9 protein-coding genes are annotated in these 20,479 nt (G+C 59.6%); 2 read left to right on the forward strand and 7 right to left on the reverse strand.

The genetic code is table 11. From position 1 onward, the window contains the following. Positions 1 to 104: 104 nt before the first annotated feature. Positions 105 to 9,824 carry a cadherin domain-containing protein gene (locus ACX3M4_RS03825; protein WP_459357274.1) on the reverse strand — a complete coding sequence of 3,240 codons (9,720 nt, stop codon included), beginning with the start codon at positions 9,822 to 9,824 and terminating at the stop codon, positions 105 to 107. Between the two features lie 226 nt (positions 9,825 to 10,050). On the opposite strand from ACX3M4_RS03825, the gene ACX3M4_RS03830 reads away from it, so the two are divergent. Both ACX3M4_RS03830 and ACX3M4_RS03835 read left to right on the forward strand, forming a co-directional pair. Continuing rightward, a complete protein-coding gene (locus ACX3M4_RS03830; protein ID WP_459359358.1) occupies positions 10,051 to 11,745 on the forward strand; it encodes a peptidase domain-containing ABC transporter in 1,695 nt (564 codons plus the stop codon). Continuing rightward, positions 11,742 to 13,958, forward strand: a complete 2,217-nt coding sequence (locus ACX3M4_RS03835; protein WP_459357275.1) for a peptidase domain-containing ABC transporter — start codon at positions 11,742 to 11,744, stop codon at positions 13,956 to 13,958. The genes ACX3M4_RS03830 and ACX3M4_RS03835 overlap by 4 nt, the downstream gene beginning before the upstream one ends. Before the next feature lie 10 nt (positions 13,959 to 13,968). Here ACX3M4_RS03835 and ACX3M4_RS03840 read toward each other — a convergent pair whose 3' ends face one another. The 6 genes from ACX3M4_RS03840 to eutB all read right to left on the reverse strand — a co-directional run bounded on the left by ACX3M4_RS03840 (position 13,969) and on the right by eutB (position 20,380). Further along, a complete protein-coding gene (locus tag ACX3M4_RS03840; RefSeq protein WP_459357276.1) occupies positions 13,969 to 14,736 on the reverse strand; it encodes an SDR family oxidoreductase in 768 nt (255 codons plus the stop codon). A gap of 131 nt (positions 14,737 to 14,867) precedes the next feature. Next, positions 14,868 to 16,235 (reverse strand): aminotransferase, encoded by a 1,368-nt coding sequence (locus tag ACX3M4_RS03845; RefSeq protein WP_459357277.1) that lies wholly within the window; start codon positions 16,233 to 16,235, stop codon positions 14,868 to 14,870. A gap of 31 nt (positions 16,236 to 16,266) precedes the next feature. After that, on the reverse strand, positions 16,267 to 17,763 hold the full coding sequence (locus tag ACX3M4_RS03850; protein WP_459357278.1) for an NAD-dependent succinate-semialdehyde dehydrogenase: 1,497 nt from the start codon (positions 17,761 to 17,763) through the stop codon (positions 16,267 to 16,269). 91 nt (positions 17,764 to 17,854) lie between these two features. Further along, the gene (locus tag ACX3M4_RS03855) at positions 17,855 to 18,370 is read right to left on the reverse strand and encodes an Lrp/AsnC family transcriptional regulator (protein WP_459357279.1); all 516 of its coding nucleotides are present in this window, start codon (positions 18,368 to 18,370) and stop codon (positions 17,855 to 17,857) included. A gap of 17 nt (positions 18,371 to 18,387) precedes the next feature. Beyond that, positions 18,388 to 19,383 (reverse strand): cyclodeaminase, encoded by a 996-nt coding sequence (locus tag ACX3M4_RS03860; protein WP_459357280.1) that lies wholly within the window; start codon positions 19,381 to 19,383, stop codon positions 18,388 to 18,390. After that, on the reverse strand, positions 19,373 to 20,380 hold the full coding sequence (eutB, locus tag ACX3M4_RS03865; RefSeq protein ID WP_459357281.1) for a hydroxyectoine utilization dehydratase EutB: 1,008 nt from the start codon (positions 20,378 to 20,380) through the stop codon (positions 19,373 to 19,375). The genes ACX3M4_RS03860 and eutB overlap by 11 nt, the downstream gene beginning before the upstream one ends. Between the last annotated feature and the right edge of the window lie 99 nt (positions 20,381 to 20,479).

Consider the following 20,479-nt stretch of genomic DNA (forward strand, 5'->3'; position numbering starts at 1 on the left):
CTCCAACCAACCTGCATTTTGTGCTCCCTCCGGGAAGGCAAAGGAAAAGGCCCCGCCGTTTCCAGAGGGGCCTTTTGTCAGTTACCGCTGTCCGGTGGCATCAGCTACCAGCGGATCTCCTCGATATCGTTGAAGTTGACCCGGCTGCCATCGGAGAAGTCGATGTAACCGTCCGCGTCCTGGGACAGTTCCATGCGGCCATTTTCCATATCAGTCGACTGGATGGAGCCGTTGGTAATCGTGACCGTCCAGTCTGTGCCGAATTCGCCGGCGGAAAGAACACCGGGGCCGCCGCCAAGGTCGATGACGTCTGTCCAGCCAATGCCAGCACCGCCGTTGATGGTGTCGCTGCCGTCGCCCAGACCGTACATGAACAGGTCCGAGCCATCGCCGCCGCTGATATTGTCGTTGCCCAGACCGCCGATGATGACGTCGTCGCCAGCGCCGGCACTGATGTTGTCGTGGCCGTCGCCGCCGAAGATAAGATCGTTGCCGCCATGGGAGACGATCACATCGCTGCCGGAACCGCCTTCGATCCTGTCGTTGTAATCACCGGATTCAATGACATCGTCGCCACCTGCACCGTCCAGGTTATAGGAGTAGTCGGTGCCCGCACCGCTGCCGGTATTGCTGTCGTCGGTATCGGTGTAGCTGATATCATACTCGCCGGTGACAGCGATCGAGAAGGTCTCGGTCGATTCCGATCCGTCCGCGGATGTTGCCGTGATGATCAGGTCGACGGAACTTTCCACCTCGCTGTCGAAGAAGGCGTGATCGGCAATCGTCACGACGCCATCGGCATCGATGGAGAACCGGTCGTCGCTGAGCGTATAGGTCACTGCATCGCCATCTGCATCGGTTGCCGATGCCGTAATGCCGACCTGGGTGCCCGCACCCGCTGTTTCGTAGATCGTGTTGGCGGAACCGTCCGTATCGGTGACCGCGCCGACATCATGCTGGATCAGATTTTCAGCCAGAACGTTGCCATCGGCGAAGCGGAAGTTCTCGACGTTGGAAACGGTGTCAACGCCATCAGGCGCGCCGGAACGAAGGTCGGTGATCGTGTAGCTACCGTCTTCGTTCTGCGCGATGTCGTAGTCGCTCCAGTTACCCGAATAGATCGCGGTGTCGGTACCCGTGCCGCCGTCGATGCTGTCATTACCTAAGCCGCCGAAGAGACTGTCGTTGCCTTCACCGCCCCGGATCGTGTCATTGCCGGCCGCCGCCCAGATGACATCGTCGCCAGTGCCGCCGTCGATCGTCATGTCGGTGGTGTATGTGTAGACATCGCTTGTCATGTCCAGGATGTCGTTGCCGGCTCCCAGATTGACAACTTCGATACTGTCAAGGCGGGCGCCTGAAGCCTCCGAATGCATGCCGGAGAAATTGTCATGCAGGAAGATGGCATCGGAACCTGAAGTGCCGAGCAGGGTGTCCGTGCCTTCGCCGCCCTGGAACACGTCGGAATTCTTGGTCTTGCCGGTGAGCGAGACGGTATCGCCGGTCACGGTGTTCACTGCCGAATAACCTGACCAGGTGCCGTCGCCGCCCATCTTGAGCGTGTCGTCACCTGCGCCACCCTGAAGCAGGTCGGCGCCCGCGCCGCCGCTCAGAGTGTCGTTGCCTTCGCCGCCCTGCAGCTTGTCGCTGCCTGTGGAGCCGTTAAGCGTGTCGTTGCCGGCACCGCCGTCGATGTTGCCACCATTGCTGTGCGCGGTGATCGTATCGTTGCCCGATCCGCCCGTGATCGACGTTTCCGCGACACCGGTATCGGTGAAGGTGACCCCGCCATTGCCAAGCTGCAGGTTTTCCGAAACGTCGGAGACGGAGAGCGAGAAGCTCTTGCTGGACGTGGATCCGTCCGTGGATGTCGCCGTAACCGTGATCGAAATCTGCGGCTGGGTCTCATAATCGAAACTCGCACCGGATGCGACCCGGACGGTGCCGTCCGCATCGACCGTGAAGCGGCTGTCGTTGACGGTGTAGGTGACGCTGTCGCTGACATCCGCGTCGCTCGCCTGGACCTTGATGCCGACCGTCGAGCCGGCAGAAGCGTTTTCGTTGAGCTTGTTGGTTGCGGAGTTTGTGTCGGTAATGGCCGAAACGTCGTATTCGTCGACGTCCGAGACAGCGATCGCAAAGGTCTGCTGCGAGGTCGATCCGTCGGAGGAGGTCGCGGTCACAGTAACGTTGATGGAGCTTTCGGTTTCCGCATCGAAGCTGGCACCGGAAGCGACCCGGACGGTGCCGTTCGCATCGACCGTGAAGCGGCTGTCATTGACTGCATAGGACACTGTGTCGGACACATTGGCATCGTCCGCGAAGGCGGTGATACCAACCGTTGTGCCCGCCGATGCGTTTTCAGCAATGGTGTTCGCAGAACCGTCGGTGTCGGAAACCGCGCCAATGTCTTGCGCGACAAGATCGCCTGCAAGAACATCGCCATCGCCATCGGCAAAACGGAAGCTTTCGACGTTATAGACAGTGTCTGTGCCGTCAGGAGAACCGTCGCGTGTGTCGACAACCGTGTAGGAACCGTTGTCGTTCTGTGTAATCGCATAATCTGCGAAGTTGCCCGAGAAGACAGCGATGTCCGTGCCACTGCCGCCGTCGATATAGTCGTTGCCGGAACCGCCTTCCAACGTGTCGTTGCCCGACCCGCCATAAAGAGAATCCCTGCCGGAACCGCCGTAAAGTACGTCGTCGTCGTTTTCACCGTAGAGGCTGTCGTTGCCTTCGCCGCCGATCAATGTGTCGTTGCCGCCGCCGCCATAGATCGTATCGTTACCCGATCCACCGTCGAGATAGTTTGCGTCGGTGCTGGGCTGCGAACCGCGTTCATCGTCGATGAAGTCGTTGCCGGCACCACCATAGACCGTATCGGCACCTTCACCGTAGAGAATGGTGTCGTTGCCCGCGCCGCCATAGATCGTGTCCGCGCCACCGCCCGCATAAATCGTGCTGCCGCTGTCATGAGCCGTGATGGTTTCGGCAGCGTCGTTGCCGGTGATCGATGTCTCGGCGACACCGGTGTCGGTAAACTCGGTTTCGCCATCGCCAAGCTGGTAGGCTTCGGCGACGTCAGCAACGGAGACCTCGAAGGTTTCCTGCGAGGTGGAACCGTCGGAGGAGGTTGCAATGACGGTCAGGAAAATCGTCGGCTCGCTCTCGTAGTCGAAGCTTGCACCGGAGGCGACAGTCACCAGGCCATCCGCGTCCACCGTGAAACGGCTGTCGGACACCTGATAGGTCACTGTATCGCCGGCATCGGCATCCGTGGCTGCGACCGTGATGCCGACTGTATCGCCTGCGGAGGAGTTTTCCGCCAGCGTGTTCGCGGAGGCGTCCGTGTCTGTCACGGCAGAAACCGCGAATTCGTTGACGTCTGAGACCGAAATCGTGAAGATCTCCTGGGATGTCGAGCCGTCGGAGGATGTGGCCGTGACGGTGATGTCGATGGACCCTTCCGTCTCAGCATCAAAGGCCGCGCCGTCAGCGACCCGCACGGTGCCGTCGGCATCGACGGTGAAGCGGGCATCGTCAACCGAATAGGTCACCGTGGCCGTGATATCGGCATCGTTGGCGTGTGCCTTTACACCGACGCTCGTGCCGGAACTTGCATTCTCCGCAATCGAATTGGCGTTGTTGTCCGTGTCGGTGACCGCGGAGACATCGAATTCATCCACATCGGAAACTGCAATCGTGAAGGTCTCGGTCGAGGTCGATCCGTCGGTGGATGTCGCTGTTACCGTGATGTCGATGGACCCTTCCGTTTCGGCATCGAAGCTGGCGCCGCTGGCAACACGAACGGTGCCGTCGGCGTCGACGGTGAAGCGGGCATCGTTGACGGAATAGGCAACCGTGTCGGACGTGTTTTCGTCCTCGGCGAAGGCGGTGATGCCGACGGTGGAGCCGCCCGCCGCGCTTTCAGCAATCGTGTTGGCGGCGCTGTTGGTATCGGAGAGGCCGCCAACATCTTGTGCGATCAGGTCGCCCGCGAGAACATCGCCATCGGCGAACCGGAAATTCTCAACATTTACAATGGTATCGGTGCCATCCGGAGAGCCCGGGCGGTTGTCGGTCACCGTGAAGACACCTTCGTTTTCGGTGATGGTGTAGTCGCCGAAATTGCCGCTGAAGACGGCCGTGTCGGTTCCAAGTCCGCCGTCGATGATGTCGTCGCCGGCACCGCCTGACAATGTGTCGTCGCCCGGGATCACGGCTGCCGTGCTGACAAGATCGGACGTAAAGAGGTTCTCGGCCGTGCCGCCTGGAGGCGTGACGGTGGCTTCGAGCACTTCCTCGCCCCGATTTTCCCAGACCTTGACGACGATCGTGTAGACTTCGCCCGGCTCGAGATCGACTTCACCCCAGCGGGTGGTCGCAGCCTGATGATAGTCGTTGTCCAGATAGTCGGTTTGTGAACCGTTCTGGTTGGTAAAGCTCAGACGGTTACCGGCTGCATCGAATATCTCGATGGTGGATCCATCGTCGGACCGGGTGGAGAACCTGTAGGTGCCGCCATCCGTCGCCGTAAAGTTCGAAGACAGAATGACACCGAAGTCCTCAGGATTGTCTTCCGATCCACGCGCGTCTTTGACGAGCGTGTCCAGATCGAAGGCATCCGTGGTGCCTTCGCCGATCAGCGTTCCCGAAGAAATATCGCCAGCTTGACCGGCATTGCCGCTGAAGTCGTGGTCGAATACCTGGTAGTGCCAGGTTCCGGTAACAGGTGCGGCTTCGCCATGGATCGTGTCGTTGCCTGCACCACCTTCAATGGTGTCGTTGCCTGCGCCGCCGGAAAGCGTATCAGCGGAGTTGCCGCCATGGATCGTGTCGTCACCTTCAGCACCATCGATGGTGCTGCCATCACCGTGAGCGACAACCGTATCGTTGCCGTCGCCACCGGTTATGCTGGTTTCAGAGACGTCAGTGTCAGCGAAGGTCTGGCCGCCATCGGCCAACAGATAATCTTCGGCAACATCCGAAACGGCGATCGAGAAGGTTTCCGATGATGTCGACCCGTCGGAAGAAGTTGCCGTTACGGTGAGGGAGATGCCCGGTTCGCCTTCAAAATCGAAGGAAGCTCCATCCGCAACCCGGACGACACCGTCCGCATCAACAGTGAAGCGGTCATCGTCGACTGAATAGGAAATGGTGTCAGTGATGTCGCTATCCGTTGCCAGGGCCGTGATGCCGACCTGGGTGCCACCGCTTGCGTTTTCCGCGATGGTATTCGCGGTCGTATCGGTATCGGTGACTGGGGTGACATCGGCTTCGTTCACATCCGAAACGGCGATGGTGAAGGTCTCCGTGGAGACAGAACCATCGGAGGAGGTGGCCGTGACGGTGATGTCGATGGAGCCTTCGGTCTCCGCATCGAAGCTTGCGCCATCGGCGACGCGAACGGTTCCGTCTGCATCGACGGTGAAACGGGCGTCGTCAACGACATAGGAGACCGTGTCGGTGACGTCTGCATCGGAGGCAAAGGCGGTCACGCCGACGGTGGTGCCGGCGGTTGCGTCTTCCGCGATGGAGTTGGCGGAAGCGTCCGTGTCGGTGACAGCGGAGACGTCGAATTCGTCAACATCGGAAACGGCGATGGTGAACGACTCTGTGGAGATTGAACCATCGGTGGACGTTGCCGTGACGGTGACGTTGATTGAGCCCTCGGATTCGGCATCGAAACTTGCACCATCAGCAACGCGGACAACACCGTTCTCATCGACGGTGAAGCGAGCATCATCGACCGCGTAAGAAACCGTGTCGGTCGCGTCCGCATCGGAGGCAAAAGCCGTTACACCTACAGTGGTTCCGGCTGCCGCATCTTCCGCGATGGCGTTGGCGGAAGCGTCTGTGTCGGTGACTGCGGAGACGTTGAATTCGTCAACGTCGGAGACAGCGATTGTGAAGGCCTCGGTCGAGGTCGACCCATCGGTGGACGTCGCTGTAACGGTGATGTCGATGGAGCCTTCGGTCTCTGCATAGAAGCTTGCGCCGTCGGCGACGCGAACGGTTCCGTCTGCATCGACGGTGAAACGGGCATCGTCGACGGAATAGGAGACTGTATCGGTCACGTCTGCATCGGTGGCAAACGCAGTCACTCCAACCGTTGTGCCTGCTGCTGCGTCCTCTGTGATGGAGTTGGCAGAAGCGTCTGTGTCGGTGACAGCGGAGACGTCGAATTCGTCGACATCGGAGACTGCGATGGTGAAGGTCTCGGTCGAGGTCGAACCGTCAGAGGAAGTCGCTGTAACGGTGATATCGATGGAGCCTTCGGTCTCTGCATCGAAGCTGGCACCATCGGCGACGCGGACCGTACCGTCTGCATCGACGGTGAAGCGGGCATCGTCGACCGAATAGGAAACCGTGTCGGTCGCGTCGGAATCGGTCGCCAGCGCCGTTACGCCGACAGTGGTCCCGGCGTCTGCGTTCTCGGCCAAGGTGTTTGCTGCGCTGTCCGTGTCGGTGACGGCAGATACTCCGGTCTCGTTGACGTCGGAGACAGCGATCGTAAAGGTCTCGGTCGAGGTCGATCCGTCGGTGGATGTCGCTGTTACCGTGATGTCGATGGAGCCTTCGGTCTCCGCATCGAAACTTGCACCGCTGGCGACGCGAACATTGCCGTCGGCGTCGATCGTGAAACGGGCATCGTCAACGGAATAGGAGACCGTGTCGGTGACGTCTGCATCGTTGGCAAACGCGGTCACACCGACACTGGTGCCGCCAACCGCATCTTCCGCGATGCCGTTGGCGGCAGAATCCGTATCCGACACTGCGGAGACGTCGAATTCGTCAACGTCGGAGACCGCGATGGTGAAGGTCTCTGTGGAGACTGAACCGTCGGTGGAGGTCGCTGTAACGGTGATATCGATGGAGCCTTCGGTCTCTGCATCGAAGCTGGCACTATCGGCGACGCGGACCGTACCGTCTGCATCGACGGTGAAGCGGGCATCGTCGACCGAATAGGAAACCGTGTCGGTCGCGTCGGAATCGGTTGCCAGCGCGGTTACGCCGACAGTGGTCCCGGCGTCTGCGTTCTCGGCCAAGGTGTTCGCTGCGCTGTCCGTGTCGGTGACGGCAGATACTCCGGTCTCGTTGACGTCGGAAACCGCGATTGTAAAGGTCTCGGTCGAGGTCGACCCATCAGTGGAAGTCGCCGTGACAGTGATGTCGATGGAACCTTCGGTCTCCGCATCGAAGCTGGCACCATTGGCGACACGAACAGTACCGTCGGCATCGACGGTGAAGCGAGCATCATCGACCGAATAGGAAACCGTGTCGGTCACGTCCGCATCGGTTGCAAACGCGGTTACACCAACCGTTGTGCCGGCTGTTGCGTCTTCTGCGAGCGAGTTGGCAGAAGCGTCCGTGTCGGTGACTGCGGAGACGTCGAATTCGTCAACATCGGAGACAGCGATTGTGAAGGCCTCGGTCGAGGTCGACCCATCGGTGGACGTCGCTGTAACGGTGATGTCGATGGAGCCTTCGGTCTCCGCATCGAAGCTGGCACCATCTGCGACACGGACTGTGCCGTCGGCATCGACCGTGAAACGGGCATCGTCCACGGAATAGGAGACCGTGTCGGTTACGTCCGCATCGGTAGCCATTGCAGTGACGCCGACCGTTGTGCCTGAAGTTGCGTTTTCTGCGAGCGTGTTGACAGAAATATCCGTATCAGAAACCGCAGAAACGCCAGATTCGTTGACGTCAGAAATCCCGATCGTAAAGGCCTCGGTCGAGGTCGACCCATCGGTGGACGTCGCTGTAACGGTGATGTCGATGGAGCCTTCGGTTTCCGCATCGAAGCTTGCACCGCTGGCGACGCGAACAGTGCCGTCGGCGTCGATCGTGAAACGGGCATCGTCCACGGAATAGGAGACCGTGTCGGTGACGTCTGCATCGTTGGCAAACGCGGTCACACCGACGGTAGTACCGGCAACCGCATCTTCCGCGATGGCGTTGGCGGCAGAATCCGTATCCGACACAGCGGAGACGTCGAATTCGTCAACGTCAGAGACTGCAATCGTGAAGGTCTCGGTCGAGGTTGACCCATCGGTGGACGTGGCGGTTACGGTGACGTCGATCGACGTCGCGGTCTCCGCGTCAAAGAGCGCGCCTTCAGCGACACGCACCACGCCGTTTTCATCGACGGTAAACCGAGTGTCATCAACGGAATAGGAGACAATATCGGTGATATCGCCGTCCTGAGCAAAGGCGGTGATACCCACTTCGGTTCCGGCGAGGGCGTTCTCCGCCAGGCTGTTGACGGCTGAATTGGTGTCGGCCACCGCCGAGACGTCGAATTCATCGGCGTCATTGACCGCAATCGAGAAGGTCTCGGACGAGGACGAGCCATCGGTGGATGTTGCCGTCACGGTGATGTCGATGGAGCCTTCCGTTTCCGCATCGAAGCTTGCGCCTTCGGCGACACGGACAACGCCATTTTCGTCAACGGCAAAACGGGCGTCGTCAACGCTGTAGGATACGCTGTCGGTCGCGTCCGCATCGCTTGCGAAAGCGGTCACGCCGATCACCGTTCCGGCGGCTGCATCTTCTGCAATCGTGTTGGCGGCGGCATCCAGGTCCATCACGTCGGAAGCCGAATATTCGTTTTCGTCTGTCAATGCCAGCGTGAAGGTCTGCGTGGACTGCGAGCCATCCGTGGACGTGGCTGTGACGGTGAAGGAAACCGATCCTTCTGTTTCGGCGTCGAAACTTGCGCCTTCGGCGATGCTGACGATGCCGTTTTGATCGATCACAAAGCGTGGGTCGTCGACCGAATAGCTGACGCTGTCGCTGACGTCCTGATCACTTGCGCTCACGGTAATGCCGGCGAGGGCGCCGCCCTCGATACCTTCGGAGATTTCTCCGGCAACGGTGCCGAAAGTAGAAACCGGGCTGACGTCGTATTCGTTGACGTCGCGAATTGCGATCGTGAAGGTCTCTGTCTGGGTCGCGCCATCGGAGGCAGTCGCGAGCACGACGATCTCGTGGCTGCCGGCGGCTTCCGAGTCCAGAGCTCCCGCGACGGTTACGATGCCGGTCACCGGATCGATGGCAAACAGGCCGTCGGCATTGTCGAGCAAGCTGTAGGTCACGCTGGCGCCGTCCGCCACATTGGCGGAGGCCTGGATGCCGGTCACGGATCCAACAGCGGAGTTTTCATCGACCGCATTTTCGGCACTGTCCGTGTCGGTCACGGCAGAAAGATCGGAAGCGATTGTGCCAATCACCTCATCGTCTTCGTCTTCGTCTTCGTCTGCAGTTGCTACCTGGCGTTGACCGGCGTCATCGGATTCCTTGTGGCCCGCTTCTGGTGTATTGGACGAAAAAGGAGACGTTTCATTTGAGCCGCCGTCGAGACGGTTTGCAGGATCGGAGAAGGAGCCACTGTCATAGTGTTGTCTGGAAGCTGCTGTTTCTTCGACGGGCCCGGAGGCGTCAGCGGCAAACTTCATCGCGGAGTTGTCTGGTTCGCCTGCCGCGTCGTCGGCACGCGGGGCAAGGTCTTCGGACTGCAATTCCAGACCATTTTCATCAATGGAGTTGCCCGGCGTTTCTTCTTCGCCGTAATGCTGCTCTGTTTCGCGGCTGCCGAGATGCAGGTTCGCGTTGACCTGTTCCATGGATTCGCCCATGTCCTGGTCCAGGTGGTAGTCGTGCGCCTTGTCGAGATGCTGGTCGCGACTGTCCAGAAGCCCGGAATGCAGCATGTTGTCGGAATTCAGGGTCGTCCTGCTTCCCGACGTTCCACCGTCCTTCGCACCGCCGTCGTTGGTGTTGCCGGTCTGCTGGTCTCGATTTTCAGTATCACTTGCCATGTCGGTCGCACGTCCGCACAATTTCCGATCATGCCAATGAACGCAGCCGTCCTTAACAAAGCGCAAAATTCCCCGTAGTTACTGGAAGTTAGTTCTAATAAAATTCTGATATTTCGCCGTAAGGTAAACGCTTTTTAAACCCGAAAGGCACAGTTTGAGCCAGTAGCCCCTCGACTCTGGCTGGAATATGCTGAATTCGGTACTTTCCTCATTCTTTTTGCCCCGCATGCGCGTCCGGCATTCGCCGACGGGGAATTGGATTTCCTCGCCGCGTTTGCCACGGGACGTCATTGTTGCATCCGTCTTCGCAAACTTCATGAGCCTGGCGATGCCGCTTGCCATCCTCCAGGTTTATGACAGGGTTCTGCCGAATGCCTCCACCGACACCCTGTTGGTGCTGATGCTTGCAGTCGTCGGCACCCTGATTGCCGATGCCATCGTCAAGGTGTCCCGCGCCGCTGTTGTCGGCAGGATGGGGGCCGGCTTCAATCATCAGGCTCATTCGGAGCTGTTCCGCCGGGTGCTGGCCGCAGAACCTTCGCTGTTTGCCAAGACGCCGGTTTCCGTCCAGGTGCACCGGCTTCGCTCCCTGCAGTCGATTGCCGATCATTACGGCGATCAGAGCCGGCTGCTGGCGATCGATCTTCCCTCAGGCGCTATCTTTCTGACCGCGCTGATCTTCATCGCAGGTCCGCTTGCGCTGGTGCCGGTCTGCCTGCTGGGCATCTTCATGCTGTTTGCCCTTCGCCGGAACCGGACCCTGCAACAGGTGGTCGCCGACAGGGCGGACCAGGACGACCGCAAGTCCGACTTCATCCTTGAGGTTCTGTCAGGTGCGAAAACCGTCAAGTCGCAGGCAATGGAGGCCCTGATCATGCGGCGCTTCGAGCGGCTGCAGCGGTCAACGGCCGAACTCAGCGCCAGATACATGCGTCTGTCGGGGCAGGCGAGGGATGCTTCGGCCCTCTTCGGCACTTTGACAACGGTGTTCGTGGTGATCTTCGGTGCGCTGATGACCATCTACGGCAATTTCAGTGTCGGCGGTGTCGCTGCAAGCACGCTCCTGTCGGGACAGTTTGTGCAGCCATTCCTGAGGGCGATCAATCAGCTGACGGATATGCAGAGGCTGAAACACGACTACACTCAGGTGGGCGACCTCTTCGACTTGCCGGAAGTTCAACAGCAGGATCCACTGGACGCAGAGACGGACGGCTCCATCCACTTGATCAATGTATCGGTCGAGGTTGGTGATGGGCGGAAAACCGTGTTTCAGGATGTGAATCTGACCGTCGACAACGGTCAGTTTGTCGGTTTTCGCGGTGCCGACGGCAGCGGCAAATCCACGCTTATGAAGCTCCTGACCGGCGAACTCGCACCGACGGTCGGAAAGGTGATGATCGGCGGGCAAGATTATGACGGTGTCTATCAGCACGCCCTTCGCAAGACCGTTGCCTATGTCGACAATCAGTCTGCCATCTTCAATGGGACGATCCTTGAAAACATCACCATGTTCGGTGCCGTTGCGGATATTGCCCATGCGCGAATGGCCGCCAAGCTGATCGGCCTGGAAAAGGAAATCCATCTGCTTCCGCGCGGCTATGAAACACAGCTCGGATCCGATCTTGGCGGCAAGGTGCCGGCTGCGACCCTGCAGCGGATCTGCATCGCACGCGCGCTGGCGAGCGAACCGAAGATCCTGATCCTGGACGAAGCCAATGCGCAACTTGACCAGCAAGCGGAAAAAGGACTGATCGATGCGCTGCACCGCCTCAAGGGGTTTCTGACTGTCATCATCATTTCGCACCGGCCCTCGATGCTGGCCGTCGCCGATCATCAGTATGAGCTGCGCGACGGGCAGATCCATTCGCTCGGTGCGGTGAATGTTGAGGGTGCGCCCCGAAAAATGGGGCAGCCTGCGTGACAAGATCGCTCTTCAATCTCGATGATGTACAGCCGACCGACAATGCCGTTCACAGGCAGTGGCAGGATCTGACCGCCGAGGTCGCAAAATCGTCCACGACGCAGGGACTGCTCGGGTTGCCGGAAGAGGGAGCCGCACCGGCCGAAAAATGCCTGATCCCGTTGCTCCGGGAAATGCGCTGGCAAGGCAACGACAGGCTGTTGTTTGAAGCTCTTCCGCATTTCGACCGCATCGAGACCTTCCAGAACCTGCGCACTGTGCTGAACAGGCTCAACGTAAAAACGGCTCTCTTTCGCGGTGGTGCTGTCGAATTGACCCATGCCCAGCTGCCGTGCCTTCGTCTTGACGGCAAAGATGTGCAAGTCATAGCGGCGCGAACCGCAACCGGCGAACTGCGTGCCTATTCGGGGCTGACGGGAGAGGCCGTTCTACTGAAACCGTCCGAAATCGGCCGGAACGAGCTTTATCTGGCCTATGAAGAGAAGGATGAGAACGGACAGGCTCAGAACAATCGCAGCTGGTTCTCGACCGTAACCAGGCGCTTTCGCACCAGCATCCTGTCTATTCTGCTGTTGGGTTTCGTCCTGAACATTCTGGCGCTCGGACCGCCGCTGTTCATCATGGCGATCTATGACAAGGCGATTGGGGCAAAGTCCACCACGGTGCTCGTTACCATGGCGGTCGGTATTGTCATCCTGCTTTTGTGCGACGTGGCTCTGCGCCGGATGAAGACCTGGCTGCAGTCCTATCTCGGCGGCCGGATCGACGCGATTGTCGGCACCAAGACCTTTGAACGCATCCTGCATCTGCCCTATGCCATGCTGTCGGAGGCACCGATCGGCACACAGGTCATGCGGCTTCGCTATTTCGACAGCGTTCGCGACATCTTTCAGAGCTCGCTTTTCAACGCCATCGTCGACATCCCGTTCACGCTGATCTTTATCGCCGCGATCTTTCTGATCGGTGGACAGGTCGCGATACCGCCGCTTGCGCTCCTCGGGATCTACGGCTTGATGGCGGTCTATGTGTTGCCGAAGGTTCAGCGCGAAGTGGCAGCGGTCGGCGATCAGAAGTCAAAGCTCAACAGCTTCATGATCGAGACTTTCCGCAATCAGCGCGCGCTCCGCAATCTGTCTGTCGACGACATCTGGCTGGAACGGTTCTCGGCACTCTCCACACATTTCAACCGCCTCAATGTTCATGCCCGCCACATCACCCATGTGCTGCAGACGGTTTCCCAGACCCTTATGACCATCTGCGGTGTGCTGGTTCTGGGGATCGGAGCGATGCGGGTTATGAATGGCGACATGAGCATGGGAGCGCTGATCGCCACCATGGCGCTGTGCTGGCGGGTGCTCAATCCGATGAACCAGGCTTTCCTAAGCATCACCCAATTGGCCCAGAGCCGCACTGTGGTCGATCAGATCAACAATCTGATGCAGGTGCAATTGGAGCGAGAGCCTGGTCATTTGCCCAAGATCACGCGTGACATTCGCGGTGATCTGAAGATTTCTTCGCTTGTTCTGCGCTATCCAGGCGCGACCGAAGCATCGCTCAAGGGCCTGGAGCTGACCATCAAACAGGGCGAGACCGTTGCGATAACCGGGCCGAGCGGTTCGGGCAAGACGGCCCTTTTCCAGGCCGTGATCGGCCTCTTCCAGCCGCAGGTTGGCTCGATCCTGTTCGACGGGCTCGACGTGCGCCAGCTCGACGCCGCCGAATGGCGCTCCTCGATCGGCTACGCACCGGACGACCTCGATTTCTTCTACGGCACCGTCAAGCAGAACCTTCTTTTGTCGGAGCCTGGTGCCAGCGACGAACGGCTGCGGGAAATCACGGACCAGCTGGGCCTGCTTGCCTATCTGGATGACAATTTCAATGGGCTGGAAACTCGCCTCAACGGCGAGGTTCTGAAACAGATCCCGGACAACATGAAGCAGCGTATCGTCCTTGCCCGGGCGCTCGTCAAATCCGCTCCGCTCTATCTCTTCGACAATCCCGGCACGCATCTCGACTTCGAGGGCGACAAGAAGTTCATGGCGATGATCGAAGCCTTGAAAGGCAAGGCGACGATCCTCATCAACACCCAGCGGCCGAGCCACATGAAGATGGCGGACAGGGTGGTCGTGCTGCGTAGCGGTGCGATCGCCATGATGGGTACGCCCGAACAGGTCGTGCCGGCGCTCATGGGCCAGCCTGCCAAAGCCGGCTAGCCTTTGAGGGTCAGAGCACAGACGTCATCCCGCCATCGGCATAGATAATCTGTCCGGAGACATAATCTGACGCCGCCGAGGCGAGAAAGACAGCGACGCCGACAAGTTCTTCCGGCCGTCCCCATCTCCTTGAGGGCGTCCGGCCTTTCACCCAGGCGTCGAAGTCCGGATTGGCAATGAGCGCCTCGTTCATGTCGGTGATCATGTAGCCTGGGCCGATGGCATTGACCTGAATGTTCTTTTCGCCCCACTCGGCCGCCATCGATTGTGTCAGCATCTTCAGGCCGGCCTTGGAGACCGCGTAGGGGGCCACGGTCGGGCGGGCAAGGGCGGACAGAACCGAGGCAATATTGACGATCTTGCCACCGTCGCTCACAGCCATGCGGCGGGCGGCCTCCCTGCCGATGACGAAGGCCGAGGTCAGATTGACATCGAGCACGCGCTGCCAATCCGCGGTTTCAAGTTCCAAAAGTGGTTTCCGGTACTGGATGCCGGCATTGTTGACGAGGATGTCGATCGAGATTCCGTCTGCATCGAAACGCTCGAAGGCCGCTCGCACTGCGGTTTCATCTGCAATATCGAAAGCAACGCCAGAGGCATCGGCGCCATCCGCCCGAAGTTCTTTCACAGCCTCCGACAGCCGGGTTTCGTTGACGCCGTTCAGGATGAGGCTCGCACCGGCCGCTCCAAGTCCCTTCGCGATCGCGTTGCCAAGACCTCGTGAAGATCCGGTCACCAGCGCGGTCTTGCCGGTGAGGTTGAAGAGAGAGTGGGTCATTTGGGGATCCCGGAATGGCAGGTTGACTGGATTGATAAGCCGACCTTACCGGAAATGCCGGCGCGCGGACCACCTCCAAAGAAAACAGCCGCACTCGGCGGCTGTCTGATGTCGTTTCTTTCCGGTGCGGGTCAAAAAGCCGACTGGACTGCTTTTTTGGTAGCCGCGACAACCATGTCGATTTCGCTTGTCGTAATGCAAAGAGGAGGAGCGAAACCCAGTATGTCGCCCTGGGGCATCGCACGGCCGATCACGCCTTCCTTTAGCAGCGATGCTGCGATCTGCGGCCCCATCTTCCGGGCGGGATCCAGATAGGTGCGGCTTTCCTTGTCGTCGACGAATTCGACCGCGCACATCAGGCCTTCCCCGCGGATGTCGCCCACATTCGGATGGCTACCAAGCGCGTCTGACAAGCTCTTCTTGAAATAGGCGCCTGCGGTCCTTGCGTTCTCGACCAGGTTGAGGCTGTCGATCAGCTTCAGATTGGCGACACCGGCCGCCGCACCAATCGGATGGGCGGAGTAGGTCCAACCATGGCCGATCGGTCCGAATTCGTCGGTGCCGTCCTCCAGCACCTTCCAGACCTTGCCGGAGATGATCGAACCGGAGAGCGGGGCGTAGGCCGAGGTCAAACCCTTGGCGATGGTAATGAAATCGGGCTTGAGGCCATAGTGGGTAGAGCCGAACATGCTGCCGAGACGGCCGAAGCCGGAAACAACCTCATCTGCGATCAACAGGATGCCGTGTTTTTCAAGGATCGGCTGGATGGCCTCCCAGTATCCCTTCGGCGGCGGCACGATGCCGCCGGTACCGAGAACCGGTTCGCCGATGAATGCCGCGATGGTATCGGCGCCTTCGCGCGCGATCAGAGCCTCGAGGTCTGCGGCACAATAAGCAACGAAGTCTGCTTCCGAGAGCGAAAGGTCCTCGCGGCGGAAATAGTCGGGTGCCACCGTGTGCAGAACCTTCTCGAGCGGCAGGTCGAACTTCTTGTGAAACAGCTCCAGGCCGGTGAGGGAACCGGTCATCAGGCCGGACCCGTGATAGCCGCGCCAGCGGGAAATGATCTTCTTCTTTTCCGGCCGGCCGAGAATGTTGTTGTAGTACCAGACCAGCTTGATGTTGGTCTCGTTGGCGTCAGAACCGCCGAGGCCGAAATAGACCTTCGACATGTGTTCGGGAGCCCGGTCGAGGATCATCTTTGCAAGCGTGATCGACGCTTCGGTGCCGTGACCGACATAAGAATGGTAATAGGCAAGTTCCCGAGCCTGTTCGGCAATGGCCTCGGCAATTTCCGAACGGCCATATCCGACATTGACACAGTACAGCCCGGCAAAGGCATCGAGCAGACGTGTACCGTCCCTGTCCTCGATATAGACGCCACTGCCGCCGGTGACGATGCGGCTGGGGCTTTCGCCGCGCGCATGCTGGGCGAGGTGGGTCGAGGGATGGAAGAAATTGTCCCGGTCCCAGGCATCCAATTGATCGTTCTTGAGCATGATATCTCCTTGAAAAAACAGCCGGGCCGGATCAGCTCCAGTCGCGGCAGACATATTTGATTTCGGTGAAGGCCTCGAGGCCATAGCGCGCACCTTCGCGGCCGAGCCCGGATTGTTTGACGCCGCCAAAGGGGATCGGATAACCGGTGACCTTGGTCCGGTTGACGGCCACCATGCCGTATTCAAGCGCGCGGCTCGCCCGGTAGATGCGCCGTGGGTCGCTGGTGTGGAGATAAGCGATCAGCCCGTATTCCGTGTCGTTGGCACGGGTGAGGGCCTCTTCTTCCGTGTCGAACGGGCTTAGTGCCGCGACCGGACCGAAGGTTTCCTCCCGGAAGATCAGAGCATCAGCGGGGACGTCAGCAAGCACGGTCGGTTGATAGAAGAGCGGACCTGCCGCATGCCTGTCACCGCCGGTCAGCAGACGAGCGTCTTTGGTTATCGCATCCTTCACCTGCTCTTCTTGTTTGGCGACAGCCCGTTCATGCATCAGGGGGCCTATATCGGGATCCTCCAGTCCCGGCCCGACGGTCAGGGCTGCCGCCTTCCTGGCGAAAGCCTCGCAGAAGGGCTCATAGATCGGGCGCTCGATCAGGAAGCGATTGGCTCCAAGGCAATCCTGGCCGGAGGTTGCGAACTTCGCTGCAATAGCCTGATCGACAGCATGATCGAGATCCGCATCGGCAAAGACGAGAAACGGTGCATGGCCGCCAAGTTCCAGCACCAGCCGCTTCACGGTCTGCGCGCCCTGCCGGTAAAGCAGGCGGCCGATCTCGGTCGAACCGGTAAAGGAGACTGCGCGGACGCGCGGATCCTTCATCCACGGGTCGACGATCTCCGGAGCATTTCCCGGCAGCACGTTGAAAACGCCGGAGGGCAGGCCGGCCTTTTCCGCAAGTTCGGCCAGCGCAAGAGCCGAATAGGGCGTTTCTTCCGACGGGTGAACCAGCACGGTGCATCCGGCCGCCAGCGCGGCCGCGGCCTTGCGGGTGATCATGGCGCAGGGAAAGTTCCAGGGCGTGATCAGGGCGGCGACACCGACCGGTTCGCGCCAGACTTCCATTTCCGCATCGGCGAGATGGGACGTGATGCTTTCGATATTTGGACGTTTGGCTTCTTCGGCATAGAATTCGACGAAGGAGGCCGCATAGTCGATTTCGCCGCGGGATTCGGAAATCGGCTTTCCCTGTTCCCGCGTCATGATGACGGCAAGGTCTTCCTTGTTCTCGAGGATCAGGGCATGCCAGGCCTGCAGCAGGCGGGCCCGTTCCTGCGGCAAAAGGGCGGACCATTGCCTGAAGGCCTCATCGGCAACGCCGACCGCCGCAGCGGCCTGACTTCCCGACAGTTTCGCAATCTCGCCAAGCGGGCTGCCGTCGGCCGGATCGCTGACGGGAAACACTGCACCATCGGTTGCCCCAAGCCAGCGGCCGCCGACATAACCGAAACTGCGCAGGAGATGCCGGTTCCGGATCTGGCTGAAGAGGGAGGTTTCGACCGGCGTATCTGCAAGAGAGTGGGACTGCATGGCGATGCCCTTTGTTGTTCAAGAGCTGATCGTATGTGTGGTCCCGGGAACGAAACGGCTTTCCTTGCCCGGATAATTGCCCGTTTCGTTCCTATTCTCCGCCTGAACTGTCCAAGTCTGTTCCCAGGCGTTCCGCAAACAGCAGATCCAGCGGTGGTGCCGCGTTCTGCTTGACCGGCTTCGTGACCACATAGGTGAAGTAGCGCACCACGCCGAGACCCCGGTCGAGTAGGGCATCCATGAAACGCTGGTAGCTGTCGATGTCACGGGTCACGATCTGCATCAGGTAGTCCAGCCCGCCCCCGATCGCCCAGCAGGCGGTGACCTCTTCGCTACTCCGGATCGCGCGCTCGAAGGTCTGGAAATACTCCGCGCGGTGATGTTCCAGTTCGATGGTTACGAAAACGGTGACGTGGGAGCCGAGAGCCTTCAGCGAGATCCTGGCGCCATAGCCCTCGATGATGCCGGCCGCCTCAAGCCGTTCCAGCCGCTTCCAGCAGGGGCTCGGGCTTAGATTTATCTTTTTGGCCAGATCCGCCTTGGAGAGACGCCCCTCAATGACAAGCACTTTCAGGATCTCCAGGTCACGGTCATCCAGTTTCAGCATGTCGCGGTCTCGGGATCTCAGGAAACGATGGTTGTCCCGGCATTCGCTTGCCGGGCCTTGCCGAGGGCATAGGTTGCGATGGCGGTATCCTGGACGCCCGTGCCGGTGAGGTCGCAGACGGTGATTTCGGCGTTGGTCGATCTGCCTGGTGCCTTTCCCGCGATCACGTCGCCAAGTTCCCTGACGGTGGATGCGTCCTTGAGCGCGCCACCTTCAAGAGCTGATCTGAGTTCTCCAAGTTTCTCGCACTGACTGATGCGGTCGCAGACAAGTATGTCGGCCCGCGCCAGGATGGCGGGCGCAAGCTCGTTCTTGTCTTCCTGGTCCGATCCCATTGCCGTGATGTGAAGCCCAGCATGCAGGCAATCTTCGGTCAGGAGCGCCTGTTTCGACGGCGTCGTCGTGATCACCAGTTCGCTGTCGGCCACCAACTGATGCCGGTCGTCGGCTGCAACCACCTCGATGCCGAGCAGCGATGTCATGTCCCTGGCGAGATAGCGGGCTTTTTCAGGATCGCGTCCCCAGATCAGCGCCCGTCTTGCGGGGCGTACCTTCGCTGCCGCGATCAGTTGCAGCTGTGCCTGTACACCGGTGCCGATGATGCCGATTGTCGAAACATTGGAAGGAGCAAGGTGCCGGGCTGCAACGGCGCCTGCAGCTGCCGTCCTCACATCCGTCAAGTAGCCGTTATCGAGAAACACGGCCTGGACGAGGCCGGTTCTGGCCGAAAACAGCACCATCAGCCCGTTGAGACTTGCAATGCCAAGCGAGGGATTGTTGAAGAAGCCGGGCGAGACCTTGATGGCAAACCCGTCGAGGCCGGGTACATAGGCGGTCTTTACGTCAACTTCCGCATTGATATCGGGAATTGCCATCGAAAGGACCGGGGGCATCACCACCTTGCCGGTTGCAAGTTTTGCAAAGGCGTCCTCGATCCGGTCGATGACTTCAAGGTCCAGATGAACTGCCCGCCGCAGTTCGGCCTCCGTAACAAGTCTGATTTCATGCGACATAGGGAATTCCCTTCACGATGTGATCGCCGAGTTCAACGTCCTGACCCGTCATCACCTTTGAAACCTGATGCATGTCGACGTTCCGTCCACTCAGAATCGTCGCGACGGGACCGCTGAGATCTTTCAGCTTACCGGCCAGACAGGCCGCAATGCCCACGACTGAGGCTCCTTCCGCGATGTGGCTGTCTTCATAATAGAGCACCTGCATCGCACGGTAGATCTCCTCTTCGCTGACGAGCACAAATTCATCCAGAAGATCCCGGCAAAGCCTGAAGGAAAATTTGTTCTCGAGCCCGATCCCGCCACCGAGCGAGTCGGCAAGGCTCGCCACTTCCTCTGCCTCGACCGGCCTGCGGGCAAGTACCGATTTGAACATCGCAGCGCCCCGGTCCATGGAAATCCCGATTGCCCGGACATCCGGGTTGGCCGTCTTGGCTGCAAGGGCAACTCCGGCTGCCAGTCCACCACCCGAAAGGGGAATGAGCAAGGTTTTCAGGTTCGGCAGGTCTTCGACGATCTCCAGCCCTAAGGTGCCTTGTCCGGCGATGACATGGGGATGGTCGAAGGGCGGAATTTCGAAAACACCCGGGTTCTGCGCGAAATCCCGGCAGTCCGCTGCGGCATCGTCCTGACTGATTCCAGCAATTCGGACCTCCGCCCCGAGGGCCCGAATGCCGTCCACCTTCGTCTTGGGAACGAGGCCCGACATGCAGATAACAGCTTTCAGGCCCAGTTCCCTCGCGGCGTGGGCAACAGCACGGCCGTGATTTCCAGTGGAACAACAGGTGAGGGTGTTGGTTCCTTCCGGTGCCCGCAGGGCGGCATTCGTTGCGCCGCGTAACTTGAAAGCCCCGGTCGGCTGCATGGTTTCCATCTTCAGGAAAAACGGGGCTCCAGTCGCTTCCGACATATACCGGGAAGGCAGCAACGGTGTCCGGACGACCCTGCCTGCAATTGCCTGCCGGGCGGAAAGAATATCGGCAAGGGTCAAATTCATGGATCTCTCCGGAACCGGTCAGTCTGCCACTCCGAGCAGAGCAATTGCGATATTTGTGTACAATTGAGCCGAAAATGACAAGAGCCATACAATTCGATT

It is taken from the genome of Roseibium sp. M-1 (assembly GCF_054515675.1).